Raw genomic sequence first — 22,318 nt, 5'->3', positions numbered from 1 at the left:
GCCCGCCGAAGCCGAGCGCCGCGCAGCAGGTCGCTGAAGAGCCAGCGGTCCGCGATGGCCGGGATGCCGTCGATCTCGTTGTAGGAGTTCATGACCACGTCGAGGCCAGCCTCGCTGATGGCGCGCCGGAACGGGAGGGCGTACTCGTCGACGAGCGCGCGTCGGCCCAGCTGAGTGACGGCCTTGTTCAGCCCGCCTTCTGAGGTGCCGTACCCGAGGAAGTGCTTGCCCGTGGCCAGGACACCGGTCTCGTCGTCGGCTCCCTGCATGCCGGTGACGAAGGCGACCGCGAAGCGCGCGACCAGCTCCGGGTCCTCCCTGTAGAACTCGTGCACGCGGCCCCAGCCGGGATCGCGTGCGAGATCCATCAGGGGCGAGAGGGCCAACTGCATTCCCGCGTCGCGCAGATGGGCCGCGCTCACGGCGGCCGCGCGTCGCACGAGGTCCGGATGCCAGGTCGCGGCCTGGGCCCAGCCTGTCGGAAACTGCGTGACGCAGGCGGGCATGAATCCGTTGACGGCCTCGTTGTGGATCAACGCACCGATCCCGAACGGCGACACCTCCCGTACCGCCTCGCACTGCAGCGACAGCCGATCTCAGACTGTCCGCGTCGTGGCCGAGGAACCACGCCATCGCGAGGTGGCCCACGCCGTGCGGCCGCAGCTCGGCCAGCTTGGCCGGATCGGTCTCGGGCCCCTTCTCTTCCGGTATGAGCTTCTTACGGTCGGTCAGGTGCATGACGCTCAGGCCCGTCAGCTGGGCGATCTTCTGCTCCAGCGTCAGCCGTAACACCAGCTTCCCGACCGAGTCATCGCTGTGCAGGACAGACATGTGTGCTCCATGGTTCAGAGGATGGTGCGCCAGGCGCTGCGGCCCGGGCCGACCGTCAGTTCCTCACCGTCGGGCAGGACGACGGTGGCGGTGGACGTGGGCGGGACCTCGACGGTGAGGTCCAACTCCCCGTCCTGGATGTGCCATTCGACGGCGATGGTGCCGCGCGGGCTGTCGAAGGTGCCGCGCGCCCAGCCGACCGACCCGTGCGGTACGGGCGCGACGACGAACCGCTCCCAGGCCACGGACCCTTCGGCCTGACGCAGCCCAAGGGTGTGGGTGTGCAGGAAGTGGATGACGGCGCCCTTGCTGTAGTGGTTGAGCGATTCGTGCGCGTCGCCGTGCTCGTCGACGCCGTCCCACTCCTCCCAGATGGTGGTGGCGCCGCGGTCGAGCATGCCGAGCCAGGACGGCGAGGTGCGCTGGAGCAGCACTTCGTACGCCAGGTCGGCGTGACCGTTGTCGGCGAGGGCGGGCAGCAGGTCGGCGGTGGAGAGGAAGCCGGTGCCCAGGTGGGTTCCGGCCTCGCGGATCAGGTCGACCAGGCGCCCGACGACCGCGTCGCGCAGCTTCTCGGCGGCGAGGTCGAGCGACAGTGTACGGACGTAGCTCGCCTGGGTGTCGACCGTGGTGCGGCCGGTGTCGTCGAGGAACTCCGTACGCCAGGCCTCCTTGATCCGTTCCGCGAGGCGTGCGTACCGGGCGGCCGCGTCCTCACGGCCCAGAACCCCGGCGACCTCGGCCAGGGTGGCGGTGGAGCGGTACAGGAAGGCGGTGCCCACCTCGCCCTTGTCGGTCGCCGTCCAGTCCTGTTCCGGTTCGACGATCGAACCGTCGGCGGCGCGGCGCTTCGGCTCGCACCACTCCCCCCAGTGGAAGGAGCCGTCCCAGATGAACTCCTCGTGCGGCAGGGGTTCCGCGGACCTGGCCACGCGGGAGGGATGCCGTGCCGTGCGGGCGGTGGCCAGGGCCCATTCGACCCAGCGGACCATCGCGTCCCAGTTCTCGTCGAGGCCCCGGCGGTCGCCGTACGTCTCGTACAGGAGCCACGGTACGAGGACGATGGCGTCGCCCCAGCCGGCGGATCCCGTCATGCTGTCGAGACGCTGGTCGGTGCGGAGCTTGCTGCGCCGCCCGTCGGGCGAGAAGTTGGCGATGCGTCCGTCGTCGAGCTGGTCGTCGCGGACCGAGCGCAGCCACTTGCGGCTGAAGCCGTGGATGTCGTAGAGGCGTGCGGCGGTGGGCGCGAAGACCTGGTAGTCGCCGGTCCAGCCGATGCGTTCGCGGGTCGGGCAGTCGGTGGGAACGTCGACGGCGTTGCCCCGGAAGCTCCAACGGGCCACGTCGTACAGGCGGTTGAGGTCCTCGTTGCCGCAGGCGAAGGTGCCGGTGGAGCGCAGGTCCGTGTGGACGACCCGCATGGTGAGGCTCGACGTCTTCAGGGGTGCGTCGCCGCGCTCCAGGCGGGCGTAGCGGAATCCGTGCACGGTGTGCCGGGGCTCGAAGACCTCGCCTTCGGCGCCGGAGGAGACGACCTCGTCGTGCTGGACGAAGACGGTCACCGGGTCGCCGGGACGCTGACAGTCGAGGTGGGTGGTGGTCAGGTCGCCGGTCGTGGGGTCGACGTGCTCGCCGTAGTCGATCACGGTGCGGGCACCGGCCGGGCCGAGGTCGGTGAGGGTGAGCCAACCGGAGGCGTTCTGGCCGAAGTCGGCGACCCAGGCCCCGCTCTGCAGCCGGGTGAGCGAGACGGCGGGGCGGTCCTCGATGCGGCGTACAGGCGGCGCCGGCGACCAGTCGATCGGGGGTGCGGTCACGGCGCCGACAAGGACGGGCCGTCGCTCGGCGACCGGGGCGAGGAAATCGGTGATCTGGCCGTCCATCAGGTCGGCGCGGGTGACAGGGCAGGGAGCGGAGGTCCAGCGCTCGTCGGTGCGGATCACCTCGCGGGTTCCGTCGGCGAGTTCAAGATGCAGCTCTGCGCGGGCAGCGAGCAGTTCTCCCCATCCGGCCGGTTTACGGAAGGCGCCGACCTGGCCGCGGTACCAGCCGTCGGAGAGCACGATCTCGATGGTGTTGACGCCGGGGCAGACGGACGAGGTGACGTCGGCCGCCTGCGCGTACAGGGTGCGGTCGTACGAGGTCGAGCCGGGCGCGAGTTCGACGGTGCCCACGCGCTCGCCGTTCACGAACGCCTCGTACACCCCGAGAGCCGTGGAGTACAGGCGCGCTCGCACCACCTCGGAGGTGTCGAACGCGGCGCTCAGGGTGTGCGCGGGCCGCGTTCCGGGCGGGAGTCGGGAGGCCCGCTGATCGTCGGCCGGGGTGATCCAGGAGGCCGTCCAGTCGCCGTCGAGCAGTCCCACCTCGAAGGCATGCCAGGAACTCCACGCCGAGGGCTGCGTCGCGGCGCGGGGTCGCACGCGCCAGCGCACCCGCTCGCCGCTGCGCAGCGCACGCACCGGCCAGTCGACGAGCAAGTGGCCGACGACGAGGGCGTGTTGCTGCGGCTGCCCGTCGACGTGGATCTGCAGTTCGTACTCTTCGCCCGCCGCCGCGGTGTTCCACGGCGGCTTCCAGGAGAGGCGAGGGCGGCTGCCGGACACCGGAAACCGGTCGCCGCCGCTGTCGATCGCCAACTCGTAAGAGATTTCAGGGGTGTTGTGCGTCATCCGGTTCGTTTCCTCCGGTGTCCGGATCTGGATCCGCTGGGGATCCGCCTGGTTCAGTGGCCGTTGGCCGGCTGTGCGTACGTGGTGCCGTCGATGGTCGTGGTGAGCGTGCCGACCGCTTGGAAGTCGTTGCCGAGCATCACGGACGGGCCGAGGGTGAACCCGTCGGAGCCGGTCTGCTTGGTTCCGGTGTGCTTGCCGGACAGCTTCAGGTCCTCGGTCCAGGTGAGGCAGGCGAACTCCGAGGCCGTGCCCGGTGTGCAGCCGAGCGCCGTGTTGGCCTTCCGCTCGACCTTCTCCGTGCCGTTGATGATGTTCGTGCCGTCGTCGCTGTAGTTGCTGTAGGCGACAGCGACGCTCAGCGGCTGGGTGACGGTGCTGTTGTTGGTGATCTGTACGGTGGCCGTGCCCTGGGCCTTGCCCTGCATCGTGTACGTGCCGGCCGGGATCGCCTTCGCCGCTGCCGGAGGATTGTCCGGGTCGTAGGGTGTGCCCCAGGTCTTGTCGGACACCGGTGCGGGCGTCACGGGCGCGGTGGGCTTGAAGTCAGGGAAGCGGGCGATCATCAGGCGGCTGTTGCGGCCGCCGGGTTCGGTCGAGTCGGCACAGCGGTGCGGGGTCGGGTTGGCGCCGCAGGCCAGGTTCTCGGTGTAGACGACTGCGGTGCTGTCGGCAAGCCAGGCCGGGTCGGCAGCCATATTCCAGTTCCGGTCGGACCCGGCATTGATCTCGAATCCGTCGCCGGTCTTCGGGTCAACGAGCCAGGGCGAGAAGTAGCGGCGGTTGCCCTCGTTGCGGATCCCCGCGATGTACGGGGCGGTGCCTCCGTGCGCAGTGAGTGCCGGGATGCCCGGCATGCCGGAGATGAAGTCGAGGCGGCCTGAGCCCTTGACCTCTTCGGCGAGCAGCCACTTGCCGTTGGGCGATGCCGCCATCGGGTCGGTGTACTGGGCGTTCCGGGTGATGGGCTGGGAGGCGCCGGTGGCCAGGTCGGTGGCCCAGGCGTCCATGCTGTCGGAGTTCGCGCTCTGGATGCCGAGGATGCCCTGCCCGTCGGCGGTGAAGCCGCGCGGTTCGCCGATCATTCCGGCCTGGTTGAAGCGCAGTTGGTTGCCCTTCTCGACGACCAGGGGCTGGTACGCGGCCGAGGGGTTGGCGAGGGCCGAGACGCCCACCAGTTCGTAGCGGCCCTTCTCCTTGTCGTAGCTGATCCGGCCGACGTACCCGGTCTCCGTGAGTGCCCGATAGTCGAGGACGTCCCACACCAAATGCACGCCGTCGTTGCTCAGTCGCCATTCCCGGCCGTTGTTGATGCCGGAGCTGTCGGCCTTGAAGAGCGGCCTGTCGTTCCAGTAGATGGGGGTGATCTTGGTGTTGGCGGGGGTGCAGCGCGGGTCGGTGACCGCGTACTCGGTACCGTTCGCGCCGCACGACAGGATGCCGTTGCCCACCAGGACGCGCTTGCGGTCGGGCAGCTCGTTCGCGGGCGGGTAGACGAACTGGCTCGTCTCGATCTCAGACCCGTAGGCCACCCCGCAGGTGACGCACTTCCACGCCTCACCGTTCGGGAAGGTGCTGCCGTCGGTGCGGACCGCCAGGACCTGGTTGCCGCTGTAGACGCTCGCCGGGCCGAACTCCGGTGCTCCGGCATAGGTGAGGCCGAGGAACACGTACTTCGAGCTCCTGGCGGGGCCCGGGGTCCCGATGCCGCTCCAGTCGGCCGAGACGCAGCCGGTGGGGTGGGTGCAGACGCCGTCTTGCGGGACGGTCGGCGGCACCGGCAACTCACTTATATTGACTCGCGGTTGAGTGGTGCCCGACGTGTCCACGGCCGTGGACACCTGGGCGCTGGGCAGGGCCGCTGCGAGCGCCAGTACGGCGGCCGCGCTTCCTCTGAGGAGGGTGGAACGCACACTCCGAACTCTCATGATCTCGGCAGCTTCCTCACTGGTCGTTGCGTGGTCACTTGAGACGTGGTCACTTGAGCGCTCCCGCCGAGAGGCCGCTGATGATGTGGCGCTGCGCGATCGCATAGAAGACGACGATCGGCAGTACCGCGATGAGCGACGCGGCGAGCAGGATCTGTTGTTGCGGGGTGTCCGCGGACATGAAGTTGGTGAGTCCGCGTTGTACGGGCATGAGCGAGCTGTCGTTGAACAGCACCAGGCCCATGAGGTACTCGTTCCAGACGCCCATGGCCTGGATGACGGCCACCGCGATCAGCCCGGGCCTGGCCAGCGGCAGGATGATCCGCCAGAAGGTGGTGAACAGGTTGGCGCCGTCGATGGCGGCAGCCTCTTCCAGTTCCTTGGGCTGGCTGGCGAAGAACCCGCGCATGATCAGGATGGAGATCGGCAGCCCGCCCGCGATGAGAACGAGGATGTAGCCCATACGGGTGTTGGCGAGCCCGAGCGTGATCAGCAGCTTGTACTGGGCGATGAACGACGCCGGCAGCGGGATGATCATGATGACGAGGATCGCGCCCACGATGGCGCCCCGGCCGGGGAACTCGATGCGGGCGAGGGCGTATCCGGCGAGGCTCGCGATGACCAGGATCCCGAGGACCGCGGCCGTGGTGTAGAGGAGGCTGTTGGGCAGGTACTGGCTGAAGCCTCCTTCGTTCCAGGCAGTGGCGAAGTTGCCCCATTCGAAGGGGCGGGGAATGAAGTCGGTGCCCTTGTACAGCTGCTTGCCGCTCTGCAAGGAGCCGCTGAGCACCCAGAGCACCGGCACAAGAGCCTCGAGCGCTCCCGCGATCAGCAGTGCGTACAGGGCTATGCGCGGCAGACGGCCGACGCGGCGTTTCGCCTTCGACGATGGCGGTTCCGGCATCGACGGCGTATCGGACTCCCGTGCGGGGTCGAGAAGCGTGTTCATCGTCAACGTCCCTTCTCCGTCCGGGAGTCGGCGCTTCCGCCGAGCCGGCGGGAGACCCACAGCTGGACACAGGCCAGGGCGACCAGGCACAGCCCGAAGATGACGGACATCGCTGCCGCACGGCCGTACTCGCTGTACTGGAAGGCCTGTTGGTAGATGTGCAGGGTGGGGACCTCGGTGTGGCCCGCGGGGCCGCCGTTGGTCAGCACCTGGACGGTGCCGAAGATCTGCAGGCCGCTGAGCAGGGTCAGCACGCTGACGATGCCGGTGACGTGGGACATCCCGGGCCAGGTGACGTAGCGGAACTGGGACCAGCCTCGGGCGCCGTCCAGTGACGAGGCCTCGTACAGTTCCTTGGGCACGTCCTGTCGGCCGGCCAAGAAGAGGATGAAGCCGAAGCCCCAGTGGTACCAGACGAACACGGCGGCGACCGCGATCACAGCCGTCTTCGGATCGCCCAGCCAGTTGTGCTGCAGACCTTCGAGGCCGACCGTCTTGAGCATCTGGTTGACGATCCCGATGTTCGGGTCGAGGAACCACGAGAACATCACGCCCACCACCACCGTGGAGAACACGCCAGGCAGGTAGAAGACGGTGCGGAAGAACGCCGACCCGCGGCGGGCCCGGTGCACGGCAAGGGCCATCACCATCGACACCGCGTTGGCGACGATCAGGCCGACCACGCCGTACAGGACGGCGTTCTTCATCGAGCCCCAGAACTGGGTGTCGTCCAGCACGTAGCGGTAGTTGTCGAGCCCGACGAACGGCGAGTCCAGGCTCACCCCGTCCCAGGACTGGAAGCTCAGCAGGATGCCCTGCACGAACGGGACCACGGTGAACAGGCCGATCACGGCCAGTGCCGGCGCCAGGAAGAGCCAGGCCGCCAGCATCCGATTGCGGCTGCGCATTACGCGCTCTTCTGCGCGGCTTCGAGGTCGCCGAGGACCTGGTCGACCGAGCGCTCCTTGAGCACGAGTGCCTGAGTGCCCTTCTGCAGGGCGGTGTTCACCTGCTCCATAATCTGGTTCTGGACGAGCTGGAAGTCGGAGATCTTCGCAGTGATGCCCGCTAGCTGTTCGGGGATGGTCTTGTTGGACACGGCGCGCGCGGAGGGGATCAGCGGCACCCCCTCGGCCCAGGTCTGCTGCTGCTGAGCGGCAGTCAGCCACTTGAGGAACTTCAGTGCCTCGGCGGCCTTCTTGCTGCGCGGGTTGACCGCGGCGCCCTTGGCGGCGCCGCCGACCAAGCGCGGGGTCTGGGTGGCGTCGTCGGCCTTGGGCAGCGGGAAGGAGCGGAAGTCGGTGAAGTCCGGGGCGGTGGCACGGGCCACGCCGACGGCCGAGGTGCCGTCGAAGATCGCGGAGACGCCCTGGGTGTTGAAGAACGCCTTCTCCACGGTGGGGTTGTCGGTGTTGCCGCTCGGAATCGACCCGTTGTAGATCACGCCGGCGTCCCGCAGGTCGGCCACGAGCTGCAGGGTCTTGCGCCAGCCCTCGCTCTTCCAGCTGTTCTTGCCGACGAAGGTGGCGTTCAACTCCTCGTCGGACATGTAGTTGGACGCGTACGACTGGATCACCTGGTTGGACAGGCTCGTCGCGAACCAGAAGGGGCCCTTGCCCGACTTCTTGATCTTGCGCATCTGCTCGATGAACTCGCTCATGGAGGCGGGCGCCTGGTCCGGGTCAAGGTCGACAGCCTTGTACATCGCGGCGTTGACGAAGACTCCCAGAGCCGGGGTCTCCCAGTGCGCGCTGTAGACGCCCGGCTTCACACCCTGCGGGTTGTCCGCCCCGAACGTCGTCGTCTTGAGCGTGGCGGGGCGGAAGCTGTCGCCCCAACCGCCCTTCAGCTGGTCGGTCAGATCCATGGCCCAGCCGGCCTTGTAGTAGGGCGCCATGGAGTGCCCGTCGACCACCGAGAACATGTCCGGCATGTTCCGGGACTGCGAGCTCGACTGGAGCTTGGTCAGGAAGTCGGCGGGACCGACATCGTCGATCCTGATCTTCACACCGGTCTGCTTCGTGTACTGCTTGGCCAGCTTCTTCAACGTCGCGGCCTGACCACGCGACTGGTTCATGAACACGATCTCCTTGCCGCCGCCGGAGCCGTCCGAGTCGCCTGAACCGCAGGCCGCCAGCGAGGTGGTGGCGAGACCGGCACCGAGCGCCCCCAGCAGGAGGCCGCGCCGGGAAGGTCCGGTGGAAATGGTCGGCCGCGTCGGGCCCGCCGTGTGGAATCGCGTCATCTTGGGTCTGTCCCTTTGAGTGAGTGGCGAAGACGTCGCGCGAAGAACCGCCGGCCACAGAGGTCCGAAAAGAAGTGACCTTGGTGCTCGAAATAAATTTCTGCCGGTCGCGCTGGCGGTGAACGCTAGAGCCGTGCCACCCGTCCGTCAATCCCTTCCGCATGGTTAATTTTCCACTCCAGCAACAGTCTTGACCTGGAGGGTTAACGAAAATATTTTCGGTGCTACGGTGCTGCGCAACGCGGGCCGCTGGCCCGCCACTTGCCCCTGGGAGAGCTATGGCATCCGAGCCCCAACGCGTCACCCTTGCGCAGGTCGCCGAGTCCGCCGGCGTGTCGGTCGCCACCGTCTCCAAGGTCATCAACGGCCGTCCCGACGTGGCCAAGGAGACGCGCGACAAGGTCCTGGACCTCCTGCGGGACCACAACTACGGCGGCTACCGGGACGATCTGCGCTCACATCCCACCGTGGAGCTGTTCTTCGGTTTCGAGCGGCTGAGCATCTACCACACCGAGATCATTCAGAGCGTGGTGGACGCCGGTGCCCGTGAGGGCATCGCCGTGGTGGTGGGCCGGCGCGGCGACCAAGATCCGACGACCGATCCCGTCGCCTGGGCCCGCGGCCTCGCCGCCGCAGGACGGCGCGCAGTCATCGCCGTCACTGCGAACTCCTTGCCGACGCCAGCCCGTGAAGCCCTCGCCCGGTACCGGATGCCGCTGGTGCTTCTCGACCCGGAAGTGCTGCCCGACCACTCGATCGTCAGCGTCGGCGTCACCAACTTCTCCGGCGGCCACACCGCGGCCGCGCATCTGCTTTCCCTGGGCCACCGCCGTATCGCCTACCTCGGCGGCACCGAACGCGCTGGCTCCAACCAGGCCCGGCTGCACGGCTTCCGTAGCGCGATGGAGGCGGCAGGTGCACAGGTTGCGCCCCAATTGGTCCGTCACGCCGGAACGTTCCACGCCGCCGAGGGCATCGAGCACGGTGGGCGGCTGCTGGCGGAAGACCCCGCGCCCACCGCAGTGTTCGCCGCATCCGACGAACTGGCCGCCGGGGTCATCGAGGCCGCCCGGCGGCGCGGGCTGCGCGTGCCGGAGGACCTGAGCATCGTCGGTTTCGACAACACGCCCCTCGCCGAGGTGACCTCCCCGCCGCTGACCACGATCCACGGCCCCGTCCGCGAGATGGGCGCCGTGGCTCTGCGCACCGCCCTCCAGCTGGCCGCCGAGGAGAAGATCGACTCCCACCACGTGGAACTGGCCACGCAGTTGGTCGTACGAGACTCCAGCCGCCCCCCGCGCGACTGATCCAGGCAGCCGCGAGACCCCCAACCACCGCCCGTCGAAGCCCCTGCCGCTGCCGCTGCCGGCGGCTTCGGTGGCATGCCGTTACACGCCAGGGCACCATCCGATGCGAAGGAAAGCCATGTTTCAACCACCCGACAGGGTCCTGTTCGGCGCCGCTTACTACCACGAGTACCAGCCCTACGAACGCCTCAAGGACGACCTCGACCTCATGGCCGAGGCCCGCTTCAACCTCATCCGCGTCGGCGAGTCGGTGTGGTCGACCTGGGAGCCCGACAACGGACACTTCGAACTCGATTGGCTCGAGCCGGTGTTGGACGGCGCGCACGAACGCGGCATGGCCGTCGTCGTCGGCACCCCGACCTACGCGATACCCCCGTGGCTCGCCCGCCAGTACCCCGAGATCGCGGGCGAACGCGGCACAGGGCAGCGCATCGGCTGGGGCTCGCGGCAGGAAGTGGACTACACCCACCCGGCGTTCCGCTTCCACGCCGAACGCGTCATCCGCAAGGTTGTCGCCCGGTACACCGACCACCCCGCCGTCATCGGTTTCCAGGTCGACAACGAGCCCGGCCTGGAGCTGTTCCACAACCACGGCGTCTTCCAGCGCTTCGTCGACCATCTGCGCCACACCTACGGCGACGTGGACACCCTCAACCGCGAGTGGGGCCTTACCTATTGGTCGCACCGCCTGTCGACCTGGGCCGACCTGTGGAGGCCCGACGGCAACACCCAGCCGCAGTACGACCTGGCCTGGCGCCGCTTCCAGGCCCAGCTCACCACCGAGTTCATCGACTGGCAGGCCGGGATCGTACGCGAGTACGCGAGCCCCGAGCAGTTCGTCACCACGTGCATCGCCTACGACCGCCCCGGAATCGAGGACGACGCACTCACCCGCCGCCTCGACGTCGCCGCAGGCAACCCGTACTACGCGATGCAGGACTCCCTCGCGCTACCAGACACGCGCCCCTCGCACGAGGCCACGATGTCCAACGACGGAACGTGGGCCCTCTACCGCATCGCCGACCGCATCTACGCCTCCCGACAGGAACCGTTCCTGGTCACCGAGACCAACGCCCAGAGCGTCGGCCCCTCCTGGCGCAACCAGTCCGCCTACGACGGCCAGTGGCGCCAAGCCGCCTGGGCCCTGATCGCGCGGGGCGCCTCGATGATCGAGTACTGGCACTGGCACACCCTGCATTTCGGCACCGAGACCTACGTGGGCGGCATCCTCCCGCACAGCGGCCGGCCGGGCCGCATCTACCGCGAACTAGCTGCCCTGGGCGCCGAGTTGGAGACGGCTGGCGATCTGGTCGCCTCCCTCACCCCGGACGCGGACGTCGCGTTCCTGTTTTCGCTGCCCAGCAAGTGGGCGCTGCAGGCCAAGCCCGCACTGGCCAAGCCGGGTGGCTCGCCGGACCAGCGCTCGTACGAGACCGTCTTCGACGCCTTCTACCGCGGCGCGTTCGACGCGGGTCTGCAGGCCCGCCTGGTCCATCCCGACCAGCTCGGCACTGTCGACCTGCCTCCGCTGCTCGTCGTTCCGGCCTTCTACGCCGCGGACGACGCGACCCTTGACCGGCTGCTCGCCTACGCGGAATCCGGCGGCCACCTGGTGATCGGGCCGCGCACCGGCTATGCGGACCCCGAGGCTCGGGCCCGCACCGACGTCCAGCCGGCCCGTCTGTCCGGGGCCGCGGGAGTCTCGTACGACGAATTCACCAATCTGGACACGCCAGTTGAAGTGCACGGCAGCGCCGAACTCCCGCTGCCGCCCGGAGCTCGGGCCCTGCACTGGGCGGATGCCCTCGTCCCGGACGGGGCAGACGTGCTGGCCTCCTACGACGACCCGCACCTCGGGCGCTGGCCCGCCGCCACCACCCGACAGCACGGCGCCGGGCGCATCTCGTACGTCGGCACGGTGCCCGACCCCGCCTTCGGCGAGGCCCTGTTCAACTGGGCAGCGCCAGACGACATTGAGGGCCGCCCCCACCCGAGCGTCACGGCGTCCTCGGCCACCGCACGTGACGGCCGCCGCGTCCGCTTCCTGCACAACTGGTCATGGGACCCGGTGTCCGTTCCGCTGCCCAACGGCGCGCACGACGCCCTCACCCACGTCACCTACGAGGCCGGCCAGTCGGTCGAGCTCGGCCAATGGGACGTGAAGGTGTTCACCGACCGCGACTGACCCGACCCGCCGCACTCACTGTCCACTGTCACTCACTGCAGGAGACCTCTCGATGCGCTCTGCCCAGCGCGTGCTCTGCAATCCCCTCGATCTCCCCTACCGCTACCAGGACATTCGCACGGGCGACGGCACGCGTCGATCCGTACACCGGGAAGCAGCGGACCCCTCCATCGTGCTGTTCCAGGGCCGCTTCTACATGTTCGTCTCGATGTCGGCGGGCTTCTGGCACTCGGCCGACCTCGTGGAGTGGGAGTACCGCCCCACCTCGAAACTGCCCGCCCTCGACTACGCGCCGGACGTCCGGGAGGTCGACGGGGCGCTGTACATCAGCGCGTCGAGGAAGACGGACAACTGCCCCTTCTTCCGCAGCCTCGACCCGCTCGCCGACGACTTCACCGAAGTCACGCCCGGCACCTTCCCCTTCTGGGACCCGAACCTCTTCCAGGACGACGACGGCGACGTCTACCTCTACTGGGGGTGCGACAACAAGACCCCCCTCTACGGGGTGCGGCTGTCGGCGGCCTTCGAGCAGATCGGCGAGCCGACGCCCCTGTTCCTGTCCGATGTCTCGACTCACGGCTGGGAGCAGGTCGGTGAGGACTACCTCTCCACTCCGGCCCACCCCGACCAGGAAGCCGCCCTCGTCCGGCTCCAGGGCAAGCCGTATATCGAGGGCGCGTGGATGACCAAGCACGACGGCACCTACTACCTGCAGTACGCGGCGCCCGCCACGCAGTTCAACACCTACGCCGACGGCTACTACACCTCGCCGTTCCCGCTGGGCCCGTTCACGTACTCCCTCGACAGCCCCTTCTCCTCGAAGCCGGGCGGCTTCATCACCGGGGCAGGTCACGGCAGCACGTTCCAGGACCGGCACGGCAACTGGTGGCACACGTCGACCATGCGGATCTCGGTGAACGACGACTTCGAGCGGCGCGTCGGGATCTTCCCCGCCGGCTTCGACGACGACGGCGTGCTGTTCTGCAACCAGAACTTCGCCGACTACCCGATGGCTGTTCCGGACGCGCCGTTCGACCCGTGGACGCCGCCGCCCTGGATGCTGCTGTCGTACAAGGCGGATGCCGTCGCCTCGTCCTCGGCGCCCGGCCACGGTCCGGAGCATTCCGTGAACGAGGACATCCGCACCTGGTGGGCGGCCGGGACGCGTGCACCGGGCGAGTCGCTGACCCTCGACCTCGGCGAGAGCAAGACGGTGCACGCGGTCCAGGTCAACCTGGCCGATCACCAGCTGGGCGACAGCGCCCCCGAGGTCCCCGAGGGAGCGGACTGGAACCGTCACATCTGGCGCGGCATCTTCCCCACCCATGAGTCGGCCGAGACTGCGGTGGAGGTCTCCGAGGACGGTCGACAGTGGACCGTCGTGCGCGATTCCCGGGGCATGGACACCGATGCCCCGCACGCCTTCCTCGTCCTCGACACACCGTTGCGGGCCCGGTTCGTCCGGGTCACCGGCGGTCGCATGCCGTTCGGCGGCGTCTTCGCGCTGAGCGGTGTACGGGTCTTCAGCACGGGCGACGACGCGGCTCCGCACGCGGTGAGCGTTCGGGCCCGGCGGGTCGACGGCCGCACCGCCGCGGTCGAATGGGACGCCGTCGCCGGGGCCACCGGGTACAACGTCCGGTACGGCCGCGATCCGCAAAAGCTGTACCACAGCTGGCAGGTGCACGAGCGGACGTCGCTCGACCTGCGCTCACTCAACGCCGACGCGACGTACTGGGTGGCGGTGGACGCCTTCGGCGAAGGGGGCATCACGCCCGGGGAGACCGTGCACGTGAAGTGATCGCGCTCGCCCGCCGCACCGCTCTCCGACCGAAAGGCTCCTATGCGTCACGACGAACACTGCGCTCAGTGAGACGAGTTCGAGATCGAGCTCGACGGCCCCTCGCGTGGCCATGCGTTCACCTATGTCGAACTCGCCGCCGTGTTCAGCGACGGGCGGCGCGAGGTGCGCGCGGGTGGCTTCTATGACGGTGACGGAGCGTACCGGTCCGATTCATGCCTACGACCACACGAAGCCGTGGATCACGCACTGCCCCCGCGTCATCCGCGAGTCCCCCACCGGCGTTCTCGACCCGCTCCCCTCCGACTGGGACCTCCCGCGTGGTGGAGCCGCGGGCACGTACGAGCTCCTCTACTGCGGCTTCGGCCGTCCGCGCTTGCGGAACATCGACGTGCCCGAAGGCGGGCGCTTCGCAATCGACGTGATCGACACCTGGGCCATGACGATCGACCGCGTCGGCGTGACGGAGAGCACCAGCGTCCGCGTAAAGCTCCCGGGGCGTCCCTACATGGCGGTGCCGTCTGTCCCGGCTGCCCGACGACACCGAGGCGGGTACCTTGCGCTCTTGATGACCATCGTTCAGACTCCCCGCAGGCGGCCAAATGCCGACCCTTGGAAGGTTTTCGGGGTGGGCGAGCAGGGAGAGGTAGCACACAGTGACGGAGCCCAAGGCCCGCGGCCCGTACGCGAAGTCGGCGGCGCGGCGGGCGGAGATCGTCCGGGCGGCGCGCGGCAGCTTCGCCGAGAACGGGTTCACGAAGGCGTCGCTCCGGGACATCGCCGTGCGGGCCGGCATCACCCATGCCGGGCTGCTGCACCACTTCCGCAGCAAGGACGAGCTGCTCGCGGCCGTGCTAGCCGAGCGCGACGAGGCGGAGTGGCAGCTCGGCATGGCGAACGTCTCGGGCATGGATGAACTCGCGTCCTATCTCGGCACGTTGTTGCGCCATCACCAAAAGACCCCCGAGCTGATGCGCCTGTGGATCGAGCTGGCCGCGGCCGCCTCACGCCCGGAGCATCCGGCACACGCCTACTTCGTCCAGCGCTACGACAAGAGCCGCGAGAGCTACACCCAGGGCATGCGGGGCCAGGCCGACCACGGCGCACTGCACGAAGGCCTCGACCCCGATCACGCGGCCACCCTGCTCCAAGCCGTGCTGAACGGCCTGCAGTTGCAGTGGCTGCTCGACCAGGACCTCGACATCGTCGGGGCGATGCTGGCCTTCATGCAGCTGGTGTTTCCGGAGGACAGGCAGGAGGCCGGGGCACCCACCGCTCCCTGACGTCAGGCGTCGCTCTCATCGGGCTCGGGCCCGATCACCGCCCGCATGAAGATCTCCAGCAGGCGCAGCGCGTCCTGTGACGGGTCGAGCAGGGTCTGGATCCGCAACCCGTCCATCATCGCAAGGACCATCACCACCTTCTCGTCCGCGGTCACCTCGGGGCTGTCGTACGCCGTGCGCAGACTGCTGGTGCGGAACCGGGTGCGCATCCGCTCGCGCCGCTTGGAGAAGAAGTCGTGTGCCGGGTGGTCGGGGCTGGTCGCGGCGACGGTCAGCGCCATCCAGTTGCGCTGGTAGTCCGGGTCGGCGAACTCGTCGGCGAGGACCGCGCTGAGCACCGCGGGACCGGCTGTCCCCAAGGCAATGATCCGGGCGGCCTGCTCCTCCTCGTCCGCCTCACGCTGCGTGAGGGCGGCGAGGAGCAGTTCCTCCTTGCCCGCGAAATGGCGCAGCAGCGCGGCGTGCGTGACCCCGGCGCGGGCGGCGATGTCGCGCAGCGAGGCCCGCTCGAAGCCGTGCTCGGCGAAGCTCGCCAGGGCCGCCCGGACGATCTGCAGCCGCCGGGCCGGCGTGGTGGCGTACTGCCCCCGGCGGTGGGTGCCGGTGCTCGACGAACTCATGGTGCCTCCTGCGCCGTTGCCCCGTGACCACTGATTCGTACCAGGGTCTTGCTCTCTGCCGCTGCCCGGGAGTTTAATCTCACTCGAAAAGTAGCCAAGGTGGTTACATTCCAATCGGCGCCCGCACAGCACGGGACTTCGGCACTTCAGTCCCGCCCTCCTCCTTCCTCCTTTCTCAAGGACCACTTCATGGACATGTCGACCTTCCTCTGGGGCGCCGCCACCGCCCCGCACCAGATCGAGGGCAACAACGTCAACAGCGACTGGTGGGCCCGCGAGGGCCAGATGCCCGGCATGGAACGCAGCGGCGACGCCGTCGACAGCTACCACCGCTACGAGGAGGACATGCGCCTGCTCGCGGACGCCGGACTCAACGCCTACCGCTTCGGTATCGAGTGGGCGCGTGTGGAGCCGGTTCCGGGACACTTCTCCCGCGCCGAGCTCACCCACTACCGCCGCATGATCGACACCGCACTCGGCCTCGGCCTCACGCCCGTGATCACCCTGCACCACTTCACGAATCCGCGCTGGTTCGCCGAGGAGGGCGGGTGGCTCGGAGAGCGGGCCGTCGACCACTTCGTCTCGTACGTCGAGCAGGTCACCGGCATCCTCGACGACGTGCCGTACGTCGTCACCATGAACGAGCCCAACATGCTGGCGATGATGCTCACCATCGAGCGACGGATGCGGGAGCACCCCACCGACAGCTGGCAGAGCCCGACCGTGGACAACGACTCACGCCCCACCCTGCCCGCGCCGGACCCGGAGATCGGTGCCGCGCTCGTCAAGGCCCACCACGCCGTCCGCGACATCGTGCGGGCCCGCACCGGCGCGGCGGTCGGCTGGAGCGTGGCCAACCGCGCGTTCGCCGCGCGCCCCGGCGCCGAGGAGAAACTGCGGGAGCTGGAGCACATCTGGGAGGACCTGTACCTGGAGGCCGCGCGCGGTGACGACTTCGTCGGTGTCCAGTCGTACTCCAGTCAGTGGGTCGGCAAGGACGGCATCGAGCCGCACCCGCCGCACCCCGACAACACCCTGGTCGGCACCGCCTACCGGCCCGACGCGCTCGGCATGGCGGTGCGCCACACCTGGGACGTGACGGGCGGCGTCCCGGTCCTCGTCACCGAGAACGGCATCGCGACCGCTGATGACCGGCGCCGCATCGCCTATACCGGCGAGGCGCTGCGCCAGCTCTTCGCGGCGGCCGACGACAGCATCGAGGTACGCGGCTATCTGCACTGGAGCGCCCTCGACAACTACGAGTGGGGGCACTGGGAGCCGACGTTCGGTCTGATCGCCGTCGACCGGGAGTCGTTCACGCGCACCCCGAAGCCGAGCCTGGCATGGCTCGGCGAGGTCGCGCGCCGCGGCCGCCCCTGACACCTCCCCCTGTCCGATCCCCTGCCCGAACCACACCCCGTGAGCACCCCACAGTTCATGCACTTGACGCACCACACTTCCCGCACCTCCCACATCGCACACCCTCGTACCCCTTTGACAACGGAGTCACCGTGCAGGACGAGACACCCCTGTCCGGCAGCCGCACCGGCCCCGCCACGGCCCTCGAGCCGCCCACCCCCGCCACCGGCCCGCACCGGGTCGGGCGTGGCTACCTGATCTGGATGGTCGCCGCCAACTTCGGCGTCTCCATGGCCTACGTCCTGCCCCTGACGTACACCCTGGCCCTGCGCATCGATCAGCTCGCGCCGGGCTGGGAGGAGGTGCTCGGATACATCACCGGCATCGCCCAGGCCGTCTACCTCGTCGCGAGCCCGCTGCTCGGCATCTGGAGCGACCGGACGCGCAGCCCCTTCGGCCGCCGGCAGCCGTTCCTGATCGGCGGCAGCGTCCTCGGCCTGCTGGCCCTCACCGCCATCTCCCTCGCCCCCAACCTGCTGCTCATCGGGGCCGGTTGGATCGTCGCGATGCTCGGCTGGGCGACAGCGTCCCAGGCGATCCTCACCCTCCAGGCCGACCGCGTCCCCGATGAGCAGCGCGGCAAGGTCTCCGGGCTGACCGCGGTCACCGGGCAGATCGGCCCGGTCGTCGGCATCGGCATCGCCGCGGTCCTGCCGGGCACACTCCTCGTCTTCGTCGTGCCCGGTGCACTGGGTCTGGCCCTCGCGATGACGTTCGCGGTGCGCGGCGCTGAGCCCGGCTCCCGTACGACGGCCAGGGCGGCGGAGCCGGTATCGCTCAGGAGGATCCTGGCGAGCTACGTCTTCAATCCGCGCAAGCACCCCGACTTCGGCTGGAACTGGCTCGGCCGGTTCGTCTTCTTCATGGGGCTGTACTTCAACACCACCTTCAGCACCTTCTTCTACTCGCAGCGCCTCGGCCTTCCGGTGAAGGAGGTCGCCGGGGCGGTCGCCACAGTCGGCATAGTGGGCATCGTCGCCGCCATCGCCGGGGCAGTCGGCGGCGGATTCCTCTCCGACAAGCTGGGCCGCAGACGACTGTTCACGATGATCGGCGCGCTGGTGTTCATCTGCGGCGCGGTCGTGGAGGCGTTCGCGTACTCCTTCCCGATGCTGTTCATCGGCTCGGTGCTGATGCAGCTGGCCATCGCCGTCTTCTCCTCGGTCGACCAGGCGATCGCCATGGCGGTCCTGCCGGACCGCGCCGAGGCGGGCCGCTACATGGCGATGGTCGCCTTCTCGCAGAAGATCCCCAGCGCCCTCGCCCCCCTGGTGGCACCGGTCATCATCGCCCTGAGCACGACGGGCGACACCAAGAACTACACCGCGCTCTATCTGACGGGCGCCGTCTTCGCCCTGGTGGGCGGCTTGTTGATCGTGACGTGCGTGCGGTCGGTCCGCTGAGCCGCACGCCCCACCACCCTTGTGAACGGTTCGGAGAGAACGAAATCCATGTACGCAGATGCTCCGGTGAACCTGAGCACGGACGGGCCCGCCGTCCGCGACGCCCAACCCCGCCTGTCCTGGCAACTGCCCGCGGGCCGGCCGGCGCAGGACGGCTACGAACTCCGGGCGCACGTGAACGGCATCGCCCTGCTCCTCGTCGGCGTCACGTCGCCACGCCACCTGTTCGTGCCGTGGCCGTGGCACCCGCTCACCAGCAGGGACCGGGTCAGCTGGCAGGTGCGTACGCGTGCGGGCGACACCGTCACGCCCTGGTCGGCGCCCCATTGCTTCGAAGTGGGGCTGCTCGCCCCCGACTGGACGTCGTCCCGCTGGATCTCCCCGCCCGAGGCGGAACCCGGTTCCGTGCACACACTGAGCGGCTCCGTCGTCCTCGACGAGGATCGGTCGTGGACCAGGGCCCGGCTGTACGCGACCGCCCTCGGGGTGTACGAGGTGTTCCTCAACGGCCGCCGGGTCGGTGACACCGAACTCGCACCCGGCACCACGTCGTACGCCGAGACGCTCCACGCCCAGGCCGAGGACATCGCCGCTGACCTGCGTCCGGGCCCCAACTCCCTTGAGATCGTGCTGTCGGACGGCTGGTACCGGGGCAAGTCGGGTGCCTGGCGACGGCCGGCGCGATGGGGCACGCGGACAGCCGCCCGTCTGGAGGTGCACATCGAGTACGACGACGAAGCGTGGTCGGCTTCCGGCACCGGGCCCGCATGGGTGTCACGGCCGAGCGCGATCGTCCGGGCCGATCTGATGGACGGGCAGACCACCGACTTCCGCCCATCCACCCGTGCTCCAACTCCGGTCAGTCTATGGACCGTTGAGGCGCCTCATGTCGACTGGTCCCCTGCCCCACCCGTACGCCGGATCGAGAGCATCGCGCCGGTCGGCGTGACCCGGACGCCGGACGGCTCCTGCGTCGTCGACTTCGGACAGAACGCGTCGGGCCGCATACGCCTGACAAATCTCGGCCCGACCGGCACATGCACCGTCATCGAACACGGCGAACACATAGACGCAAAGGCTGACTTGACGACCAGCCACCTCGACAGCTCCCGTCCAGGCGAACCACCGGTTCCGTTCGTGCAACGCGACGAGGTCGTCTCCGACGGTTCCATCGGCGCCGCATTCGAACCACGGCACACCGTCCATGGGTTCCGCTACGCCAGAGTCTGGCGCGACGGACTCGACGCCGCCACTCTCGCGCAGGCGATCTCGATGCAGGTCGTCCACACCGACCTGCGCCCCACCGGCGCCTTCGCCTGCAGCGACGCCGACCTGACGCGCCTGCACGACGCGGCGCACTGGAGCTTCCGCTCCAACGCCGTCGACGTGCCCACCGACTGCCCCACCCGCGAGCGGCTCGGCTGGACCGGCGACTACCAGGTCTTCGTCTCGACCGCCGTGCGCCTCTTCGACGTGGACGGGTTCTCCCGCAAGTGGCTGCGCTCCGTGCGCGACGACCAGCTGCCCGACGGGCGGATCGTGAACTCCTCCCCCGACCCGAACCACCTCAAGATGCACCCCGACCCCATGGTCGACCACATCACCGGGTCCGCCGGCTGGGGAGACGCGATCGTCCACGTGCCCTGGGTACTTCACGAGACGTACGGCGATGACGTGGTCCTCGCGGAGAACTGGGATGCAATGGTGCGCTGGGTGGAGTTCGCGCTCGCCGCGGCCCGCACCAAGCGGCACCCGTCCCGTGTCGAGCGCTCCCAAGTACCGTGCCCGCACGAGGAGTTCGTGTGGGACGGCACGTTCCACTGGGGCGAGTGGTGCGAGCCGAAGCGACGCGCGACGGACGGCACGCTCATCGATCCGGTCGCTTCCGACCCCAGGGGGTGGTTCATGGCCGACAAGGGTGAGGTCGGAACCGCATACCTCTACCGCTCCGTACGCACGATCGCCTCCATCGCCGCGGTGCTCGGCAAGAATGAAGCGGCCAGCAAATACGGCGAGTTGGCGCGCCGCATCCGGGAGACCTGGCGTGCGGAGTTCTTCGACGCCGAGGGCCGCACCGTTGCCGGGACTCAGGCCTCGTATGTACGGGCGCTCGGCTTCGGCCTGGTGCCGGAGCAGTTGCGTGACGCCGCGGCCACCCATCTGGTGGACCTGGTGCACGCGGCGGACGACCACCTCAGCACAGGGTTCCTGTCCACCGCCGACCTGCTGCCGGTGCTCGCCGACTCGGGGCACGCCGATGTCGCGTACACCGTCCTGACACAGCGCACCTCGCCGTCCTGGCTGGGCATGCTCGACCGGGGCGCGACCACGATCTGGGAGGACTGGGACGGCGTCGACGCCGACGGCAGCGCCACCGCCTCCCTGAACCACTACAGCAAGGGCGCCGTCGTCCGCTTCCTGCACACCCACACGCTCGGCCTGCGGCAGGCGCCGGGGTCGGTCGTCTGGGAGACGTTCGTCGTGGCGCCCGTGCCGGGAGCCGGACTGACCTGGGCGTCCGGTTCGTTCGACAGCCCGCAGGGTCTGATCACGGTCAAGTGGTCCATCTCCGCGGGCATCTTCCATCTCGACGTGGACGTGCCCGCCGGGTCGACCGCGACGCTGGCCCTGCCGGACGGCACACACGTCACCGCCGGGCCCGGCTCCGTACACGCCGAATGCGCACACCCCAGCCCCATCACCGACTCGAAGGACGTGTCTCATGCCCATGCCTGATGTCTCCGCCGCTTCCCTCTCAGAGCTGATCAGTCTGCGCGAGCGCCGCGTCGTCGTCACCGGAGGCGGCCGTGGTCTCGGCAAGGCGATCGCCATCCGGCTCGCCGAGGCCGGCGCCCGCCTGCTCCTCGGCGACATCGACGCCGAACTCGCCAAGGCCACGGCCGCCGAACTCGCCGACCGATACGGCACCGACGTCGTCGGCGTAGAGATGGACGTCACCGACTCCGACGACGTACGGGAAGCGGCGGATCTCGCCGCGACGCGCTGGTCCGGGCTCGACGCGTGGGTCAACAACGCGGGCGTCTTCCCGAGCGTGTCGATCGCGGACCTGGACGACGCGACGTGGGACCAGGTGTTCGCGGTCAACGCGCGCGGCACCCTGGCCGGTACCCGCGAGGCCGCCCGGGTCTTGAGCGAGGGCGGCGTCATCGTGAACGTCTGCTCCACCGCGGGTTTCCGCGGCAGCGCGCCCGGTCTCGCCGCCTACGTCGGCTCCAAGCACGCGGTGCGCGGCCTCACCCGGCAGAGCGCCCTGGAGCTCGCGCCGCAAGGCATCCGCGTACTCGCCGTCGCGCCCAGTTACGTACCGACCGAAGGCAACCAACTGGCCATCGCGGCAGCCGGCGTCCCGGACCTCACGGCCGATGACGTGGCCCTGATGATGCCCAGCCCGATCGGCCGCACCGGCACACCCGACGACATCGCCCGCGTCGTCTTCTTCTGCGTCAGCGACCTGTCGATGTTCATGACTGGCAGCACGCTGCTCGCCGACGGCGGCACGACAGCCTGACCTGGACGGGTGATGCCGCACGTCGCGGCGGTCCTGACAAGCCGCCGCCAAGGCTCGCTTGGGGAACGAGGCCACCGTACGAGCGACTTCTCGACGTAGCTCGTCCATGCCGACCTCGGGGCCGAGGACCAGGCGCCGAAGCTGCG

15 protein-coding genes and 3 pseudogenes are annotated in these 22,318 nt (G+C 69.0%); 11 read left to right on the top strand and 7 right to left on the bottom strand.

The window, feature by feature from the left end:
* Positions 1 to 80: 80 nt before the first annotated feature.
* A pseudogene (locus ACWIGU_RS42040) lies at positions 81 to 560 on the bottom strand (glycoside hydrolase family 3 N-terminal domain-containing protein); the annotation flags it as partial.
* Here ACWIGU_RS42040 and ACWIGU_RS42035 point away from each other — a divergent pair.
* Complete coding sequence (locus ACWIGU_RS42035; protein ID WP_454407128.1) at positions 490 to 789, top strand: hypothetical protein; 300 nt, start codon at positions 490 to 492, stop codon at positions 787 to 789. The pseudogene ACWIGU_RS42040 and the gene ACWIGU_RS42035 overlap by 71 nt on opposite strands.
* A 56-nt stretch (positions 790 to 845) precedes the next feature.
* Here the strand turns inward: ACWIGU_RS42035 and ACWIGU_RS42030 are convergent, their stop codons facing one another.
* From ACWIGU_RS42030 to ACWIGU_RS42010, 5 genes are all read right to left on the bottom strand, one after another.
* Positions 846 to 3,503 (bottom strand): family 78 glycoside hydrolase catalytic domain, encoded by a 2,658-nt coding sequence (locus ACWIGU_RS42030; RefSeq protein WP_454407127.1) that lies wholly within the window; start codon positions 3,501 to 3,503, stop codon positions 846 to 848.
* Positions 3,504 to 3,556: 53 nt separating this feature from the next.
* Positions 3,557 to 5,416, bottom strand: coding sequence for a hypothetical protein (locus ACWIGU_RS42025; protein ID WP_454407126.1), 1,860 nt, complete (start codon positions 5,414 to 5,416; stop codon positions 3,557 to 3,559).
* Between the two features lie 64 nt (positions 5,417 to 5,480).
* Positions 5,481 to 6,380 carry a carbohydrate ABC transporter permease gene (locus ACWIGU_RS42020; protein WP_454407125.1) on the bottom strand — a complete coding sequence of 300 codons (900 nt, stop codon included), beginning with the start codon at positions 6,378 to 6,380 and terminating at the stop codon, positions 5,481 to 5,483.
* A 2-nt stretch (positions 6,381 to 6,382) separates the two neighbouring features.
* Positions 6,383 to 7,288 carry a carbohydrate ABC transporter permease gene (locus ACWIGU_RS42015; RefSeq protein WP_454407124.1) on the bottom strand — a complete coding sequence of 302 codons (906 nt, stop codon included), beginning with the start codon at positions 7,286 to 7,288 and terminating at the stop codon, positions 6,383 to 6,385.
* A complete protein-coding gene (locus tag ACWIGU_RS42010) occupies positions 7,288 to 8,625 on the bottom strand; it encodes an ABC transporter substrate-binding protein (RefSeq protein WP_454407123.1) in 1,338 nt (445 codons plus the stop codon). Before ACWIGU_RS42010 ends, ACWIGU_RS42015 begins: the two co-directional genes overlap by 1 nt.
* Before the next feature lie 278 nt (positions 8,626 to 8,903).
* Here ACWIGU_RS42010 and ACWIGU_RS42005 point away from each other — a divergent pair, with 278 nt between their 5' ends.
* The 6 genes and pseudogenes from ACWIGU_RS42005 to ACWIGU_RS41980 all read left to right on the top strand — a co-directional run bounded on the left by ACWIGU_RS42005 (position 8,904) and on the right by ACWIGU_RS41980 (position 15,201).
* Entirely contained in the window at positions 8,904 to 9,932 is a 1,029-nt protein-coding gene (locus ACWIGU_RS42005; RefSeq protein ID WP_454407122.1) for a LacI family DNA-binding transcriptional regulator, read from the top strand.
* Between the two features lie 118 nt (positions 9,933 to 10,050).
* On the top strand, positions 10,051 to 12,117 hold the full coding sequence (locus ACWIGU_RS42000) for a beta-galactosidase (RefSeq protein WP_454407121.1): 2,067 nt from the start codon (positions 10,051 to 10,053) through the stop codon (positions 12,115 to 12,117).
* A gap of 52 nt (positions 12,118 to 12,169) precedes the next feature.
* Positions 12,170 to 13,918 (top strand): family 43 glycosylhydrolase, encoded by a 1,749-nt coding sequence (locus ACWIGU_RS41995; RefSeq protein ID WP_454407120.1) that lies wholly within the window; start codon positions 12,170 to 12,172, stop codon positions 13,916 to 13,918.
* A gap of 84 nt (positions 13,919 to 14,002) precedes the next feature.
* Positions 14,003 to 14,113, top strand: a pseudogene (locus ACWIGU_RS41990) (hypothetical protein); the annotation flags it as partial.
* Positions 14,103 to 14,423, top strand: a pseudogene (locus ACWIGU_RS41985) (DUF5605 domain-containing protein); the annotation flags it as partial. The pseudogenes ACWIGU_RS41990 and ACWIGU_RS41985, both read left to right, overlap by 11 nt.
* A gap of 151 nt (positions 14,424 to 14,574) precedes the next feature.
* Positions 14,575 to 15,201, top strand: a complete 627-nt coding sequence (locus ACWIGU_RS41980; RefSeq protein ID WP_454407119.1) for a TetR/AcrR family transcriptional regulator — start codon at positions 14,575 to 14,577, stop codon at positions 15,199 to 15,201.
* A 2-nt stretch (positions 15,202 to 15,203) separates the two neighbouring features.
* On the opposite strand, the gene ACWIGU_RS41975 is transcribed toward ACWIGU_RS41980, so the two are convergent.
* Positions 15,204 to 15,821, bottom strand: coding sequence for a TetR/AcrR family transcriptional regulator (locus ACWIGU_RS41975; protein ID WP_454407118.1), 618 nt, complete (start codon positions 15,819 to 15,821; stop codon positions 15,204 to 15,206).
* A gap of 189 nt (positions 15,822 to 16,010) precedes the next feature.
* On the opposite strand from ACWIGU_RS41975, the gene ACWIGU_RS41970 reads away from it, so the two are divergent.
* The 4 genes from ACWIGU_RS41970 to ACWIGU_RS41955 all read left to right on the top strand — a co-directional run bounded on the left by ACWIGU_RS41970 (position 16,011) and on the right by ACWIGU_RS41955 (position 22,172).
* The gene (locus ACWIGU_RS41970; protein WP_454407117.1) at positions 16,011 to 17,201 is read left to right on the top strand and encodes a family 1 glycosylhydrolase; all 1,191 of its coding nucleotides are present in this window, start codon (positions 16,011 to 16,013) and stop codon (positions 17,199 to 17,201) included.
* 131 nt (positions 17,202 to 17,332) lie between these two features.
* A complete protein-coding gene (locus ACWIGU_RS41965) occupies positions 17,333 to 18,643 on the top strand; it encodes an MFS transporter (RefSeq protein ID WP_454407116.1) in 1,311 nt (436 codons plus the stop codon).
* A gap of 48 nt (positions 18,644 to 18,691) precedes the next feature.
* Positions 18,692 to 21,379 (top strand): family 78 glycoside hydrolase catalytic domain, encoded by a 2,688-nt coding sequence (locus ACWIGU_RS41960; protein ID WP_454407115.1) that lies wholly within the window; start codon positions 18,692 to 18,694, stop codon positions 21,377 to 21,379.
* Positions 21,366 to 22,172: an SDR family NAD(P)-dependent oxidoreductase gene (locus ACWIGU_RS41955; protein WP_454407114.1), complete on the top strand. Its 807-nt coding sequence runs from the start codon at positions 21,366 to 21,368 to the stop codon at positions 22,170 to 22,172. Before ACWIGU_RS41960 ends, ACWIGU_RS41955 begins: the two co-directional genes overlap by 14 nt.
* The last annotated feature ends 146 nt before the right edge of the window (positions 22,173 to 22,318 follow it).

This window comes from Streptomyces sp. NPDC055400, assembly GCF_053644375.1.
The sequence above is the reverse complement of the archived record's forward strand: the minus strand, read 5'-3'. Positions and strand labels throughout refer to the sequence as shown.

Excerpts from the sequence above, each read along its gene's own strand:
- ACWIGU_RS42015 (WP_454407124.1), bottom strand. The coding sequence starts at position 7,288 with ATGCGCAGCCGCAATCGGATGCTGGCGGCCTGGCTCTTCCTGGCGCCG.
- ACWIGU_RS41955 (WP_454407114.1), top strand. The coding sequence starts at position 21,366 with ATGCCCATGCCTGATGTCTCCGCCGCTTCCCTCTCAGAGCTGATCAGT.
- ACWIGU_RS41995 (WP_454407120.1), top strand. The coding sequence starts at position 12,170 with ATGCGCTCTGCCCAGCGCGTGCTCTGCAATCCCCTCGATCTCCCCTAC.
- ACWIGU_RS42000 (WP_454407121.1), top strand. The coding sequence starts at position 10,051 with ATGTTTCAACCACCCGACAGGGTCCTGTTCGGCGCCGCTTACTACCAC.
- ACWIGU_RS42010 (WP_454407123.1), bottom strand. The coding sequence starts at position 8,625 with ATGACGCGATTCCACACGGCGGGCCCGACGCGGCCGACCATTTCCACC.
- ACWIGU_RS42030 (WP_454407127.1), bottom strand. The coding sequence starts at position 3,503 with ATGACGCACAACACCCCTGAAATCTCTTACGAGTTGGCGATCGACAGC.
- ACWIGU_RS41970 (WP_454407117.1), top strand. The coding sequence starts at position 16,011 with ATGGACATGTCGACCTTCCTCTGGGGCGCCGCCACCGCCCCGCACCAG.
- ACWIGU_RS42020 (WP_454407125.1), bottom strand. The coding sequence starts at position 6,380 with ATGAACACGCTTCTCGACCCCGCACGGGAGTCCGATACGCCGTCGATG.
- ACWIGU_RS41960 (WP_454407115.1), top strand. The coding sequence starts at position 18,692 with ATGTACGCAGATGCTCCGGTGAACCTGAGCACGGACGGGCCCGCCGTC.
- ACWIGU_RS41975 (WP_454407118.1), bottom strand. The coding sequence starts at position 15,821 with ATGAGTTCGTCGAGCACCGGCACCCACCGCCGGGGGCAGTACGCCACC.
- ACWIGU_RS42005 (WP_454407122.1), top strand. The coding sequence starts at position 8,904 with ATGGCATCCGAGCCCCAACGCGTCACCCTTGCGCAGGTCGCCGAGTCC.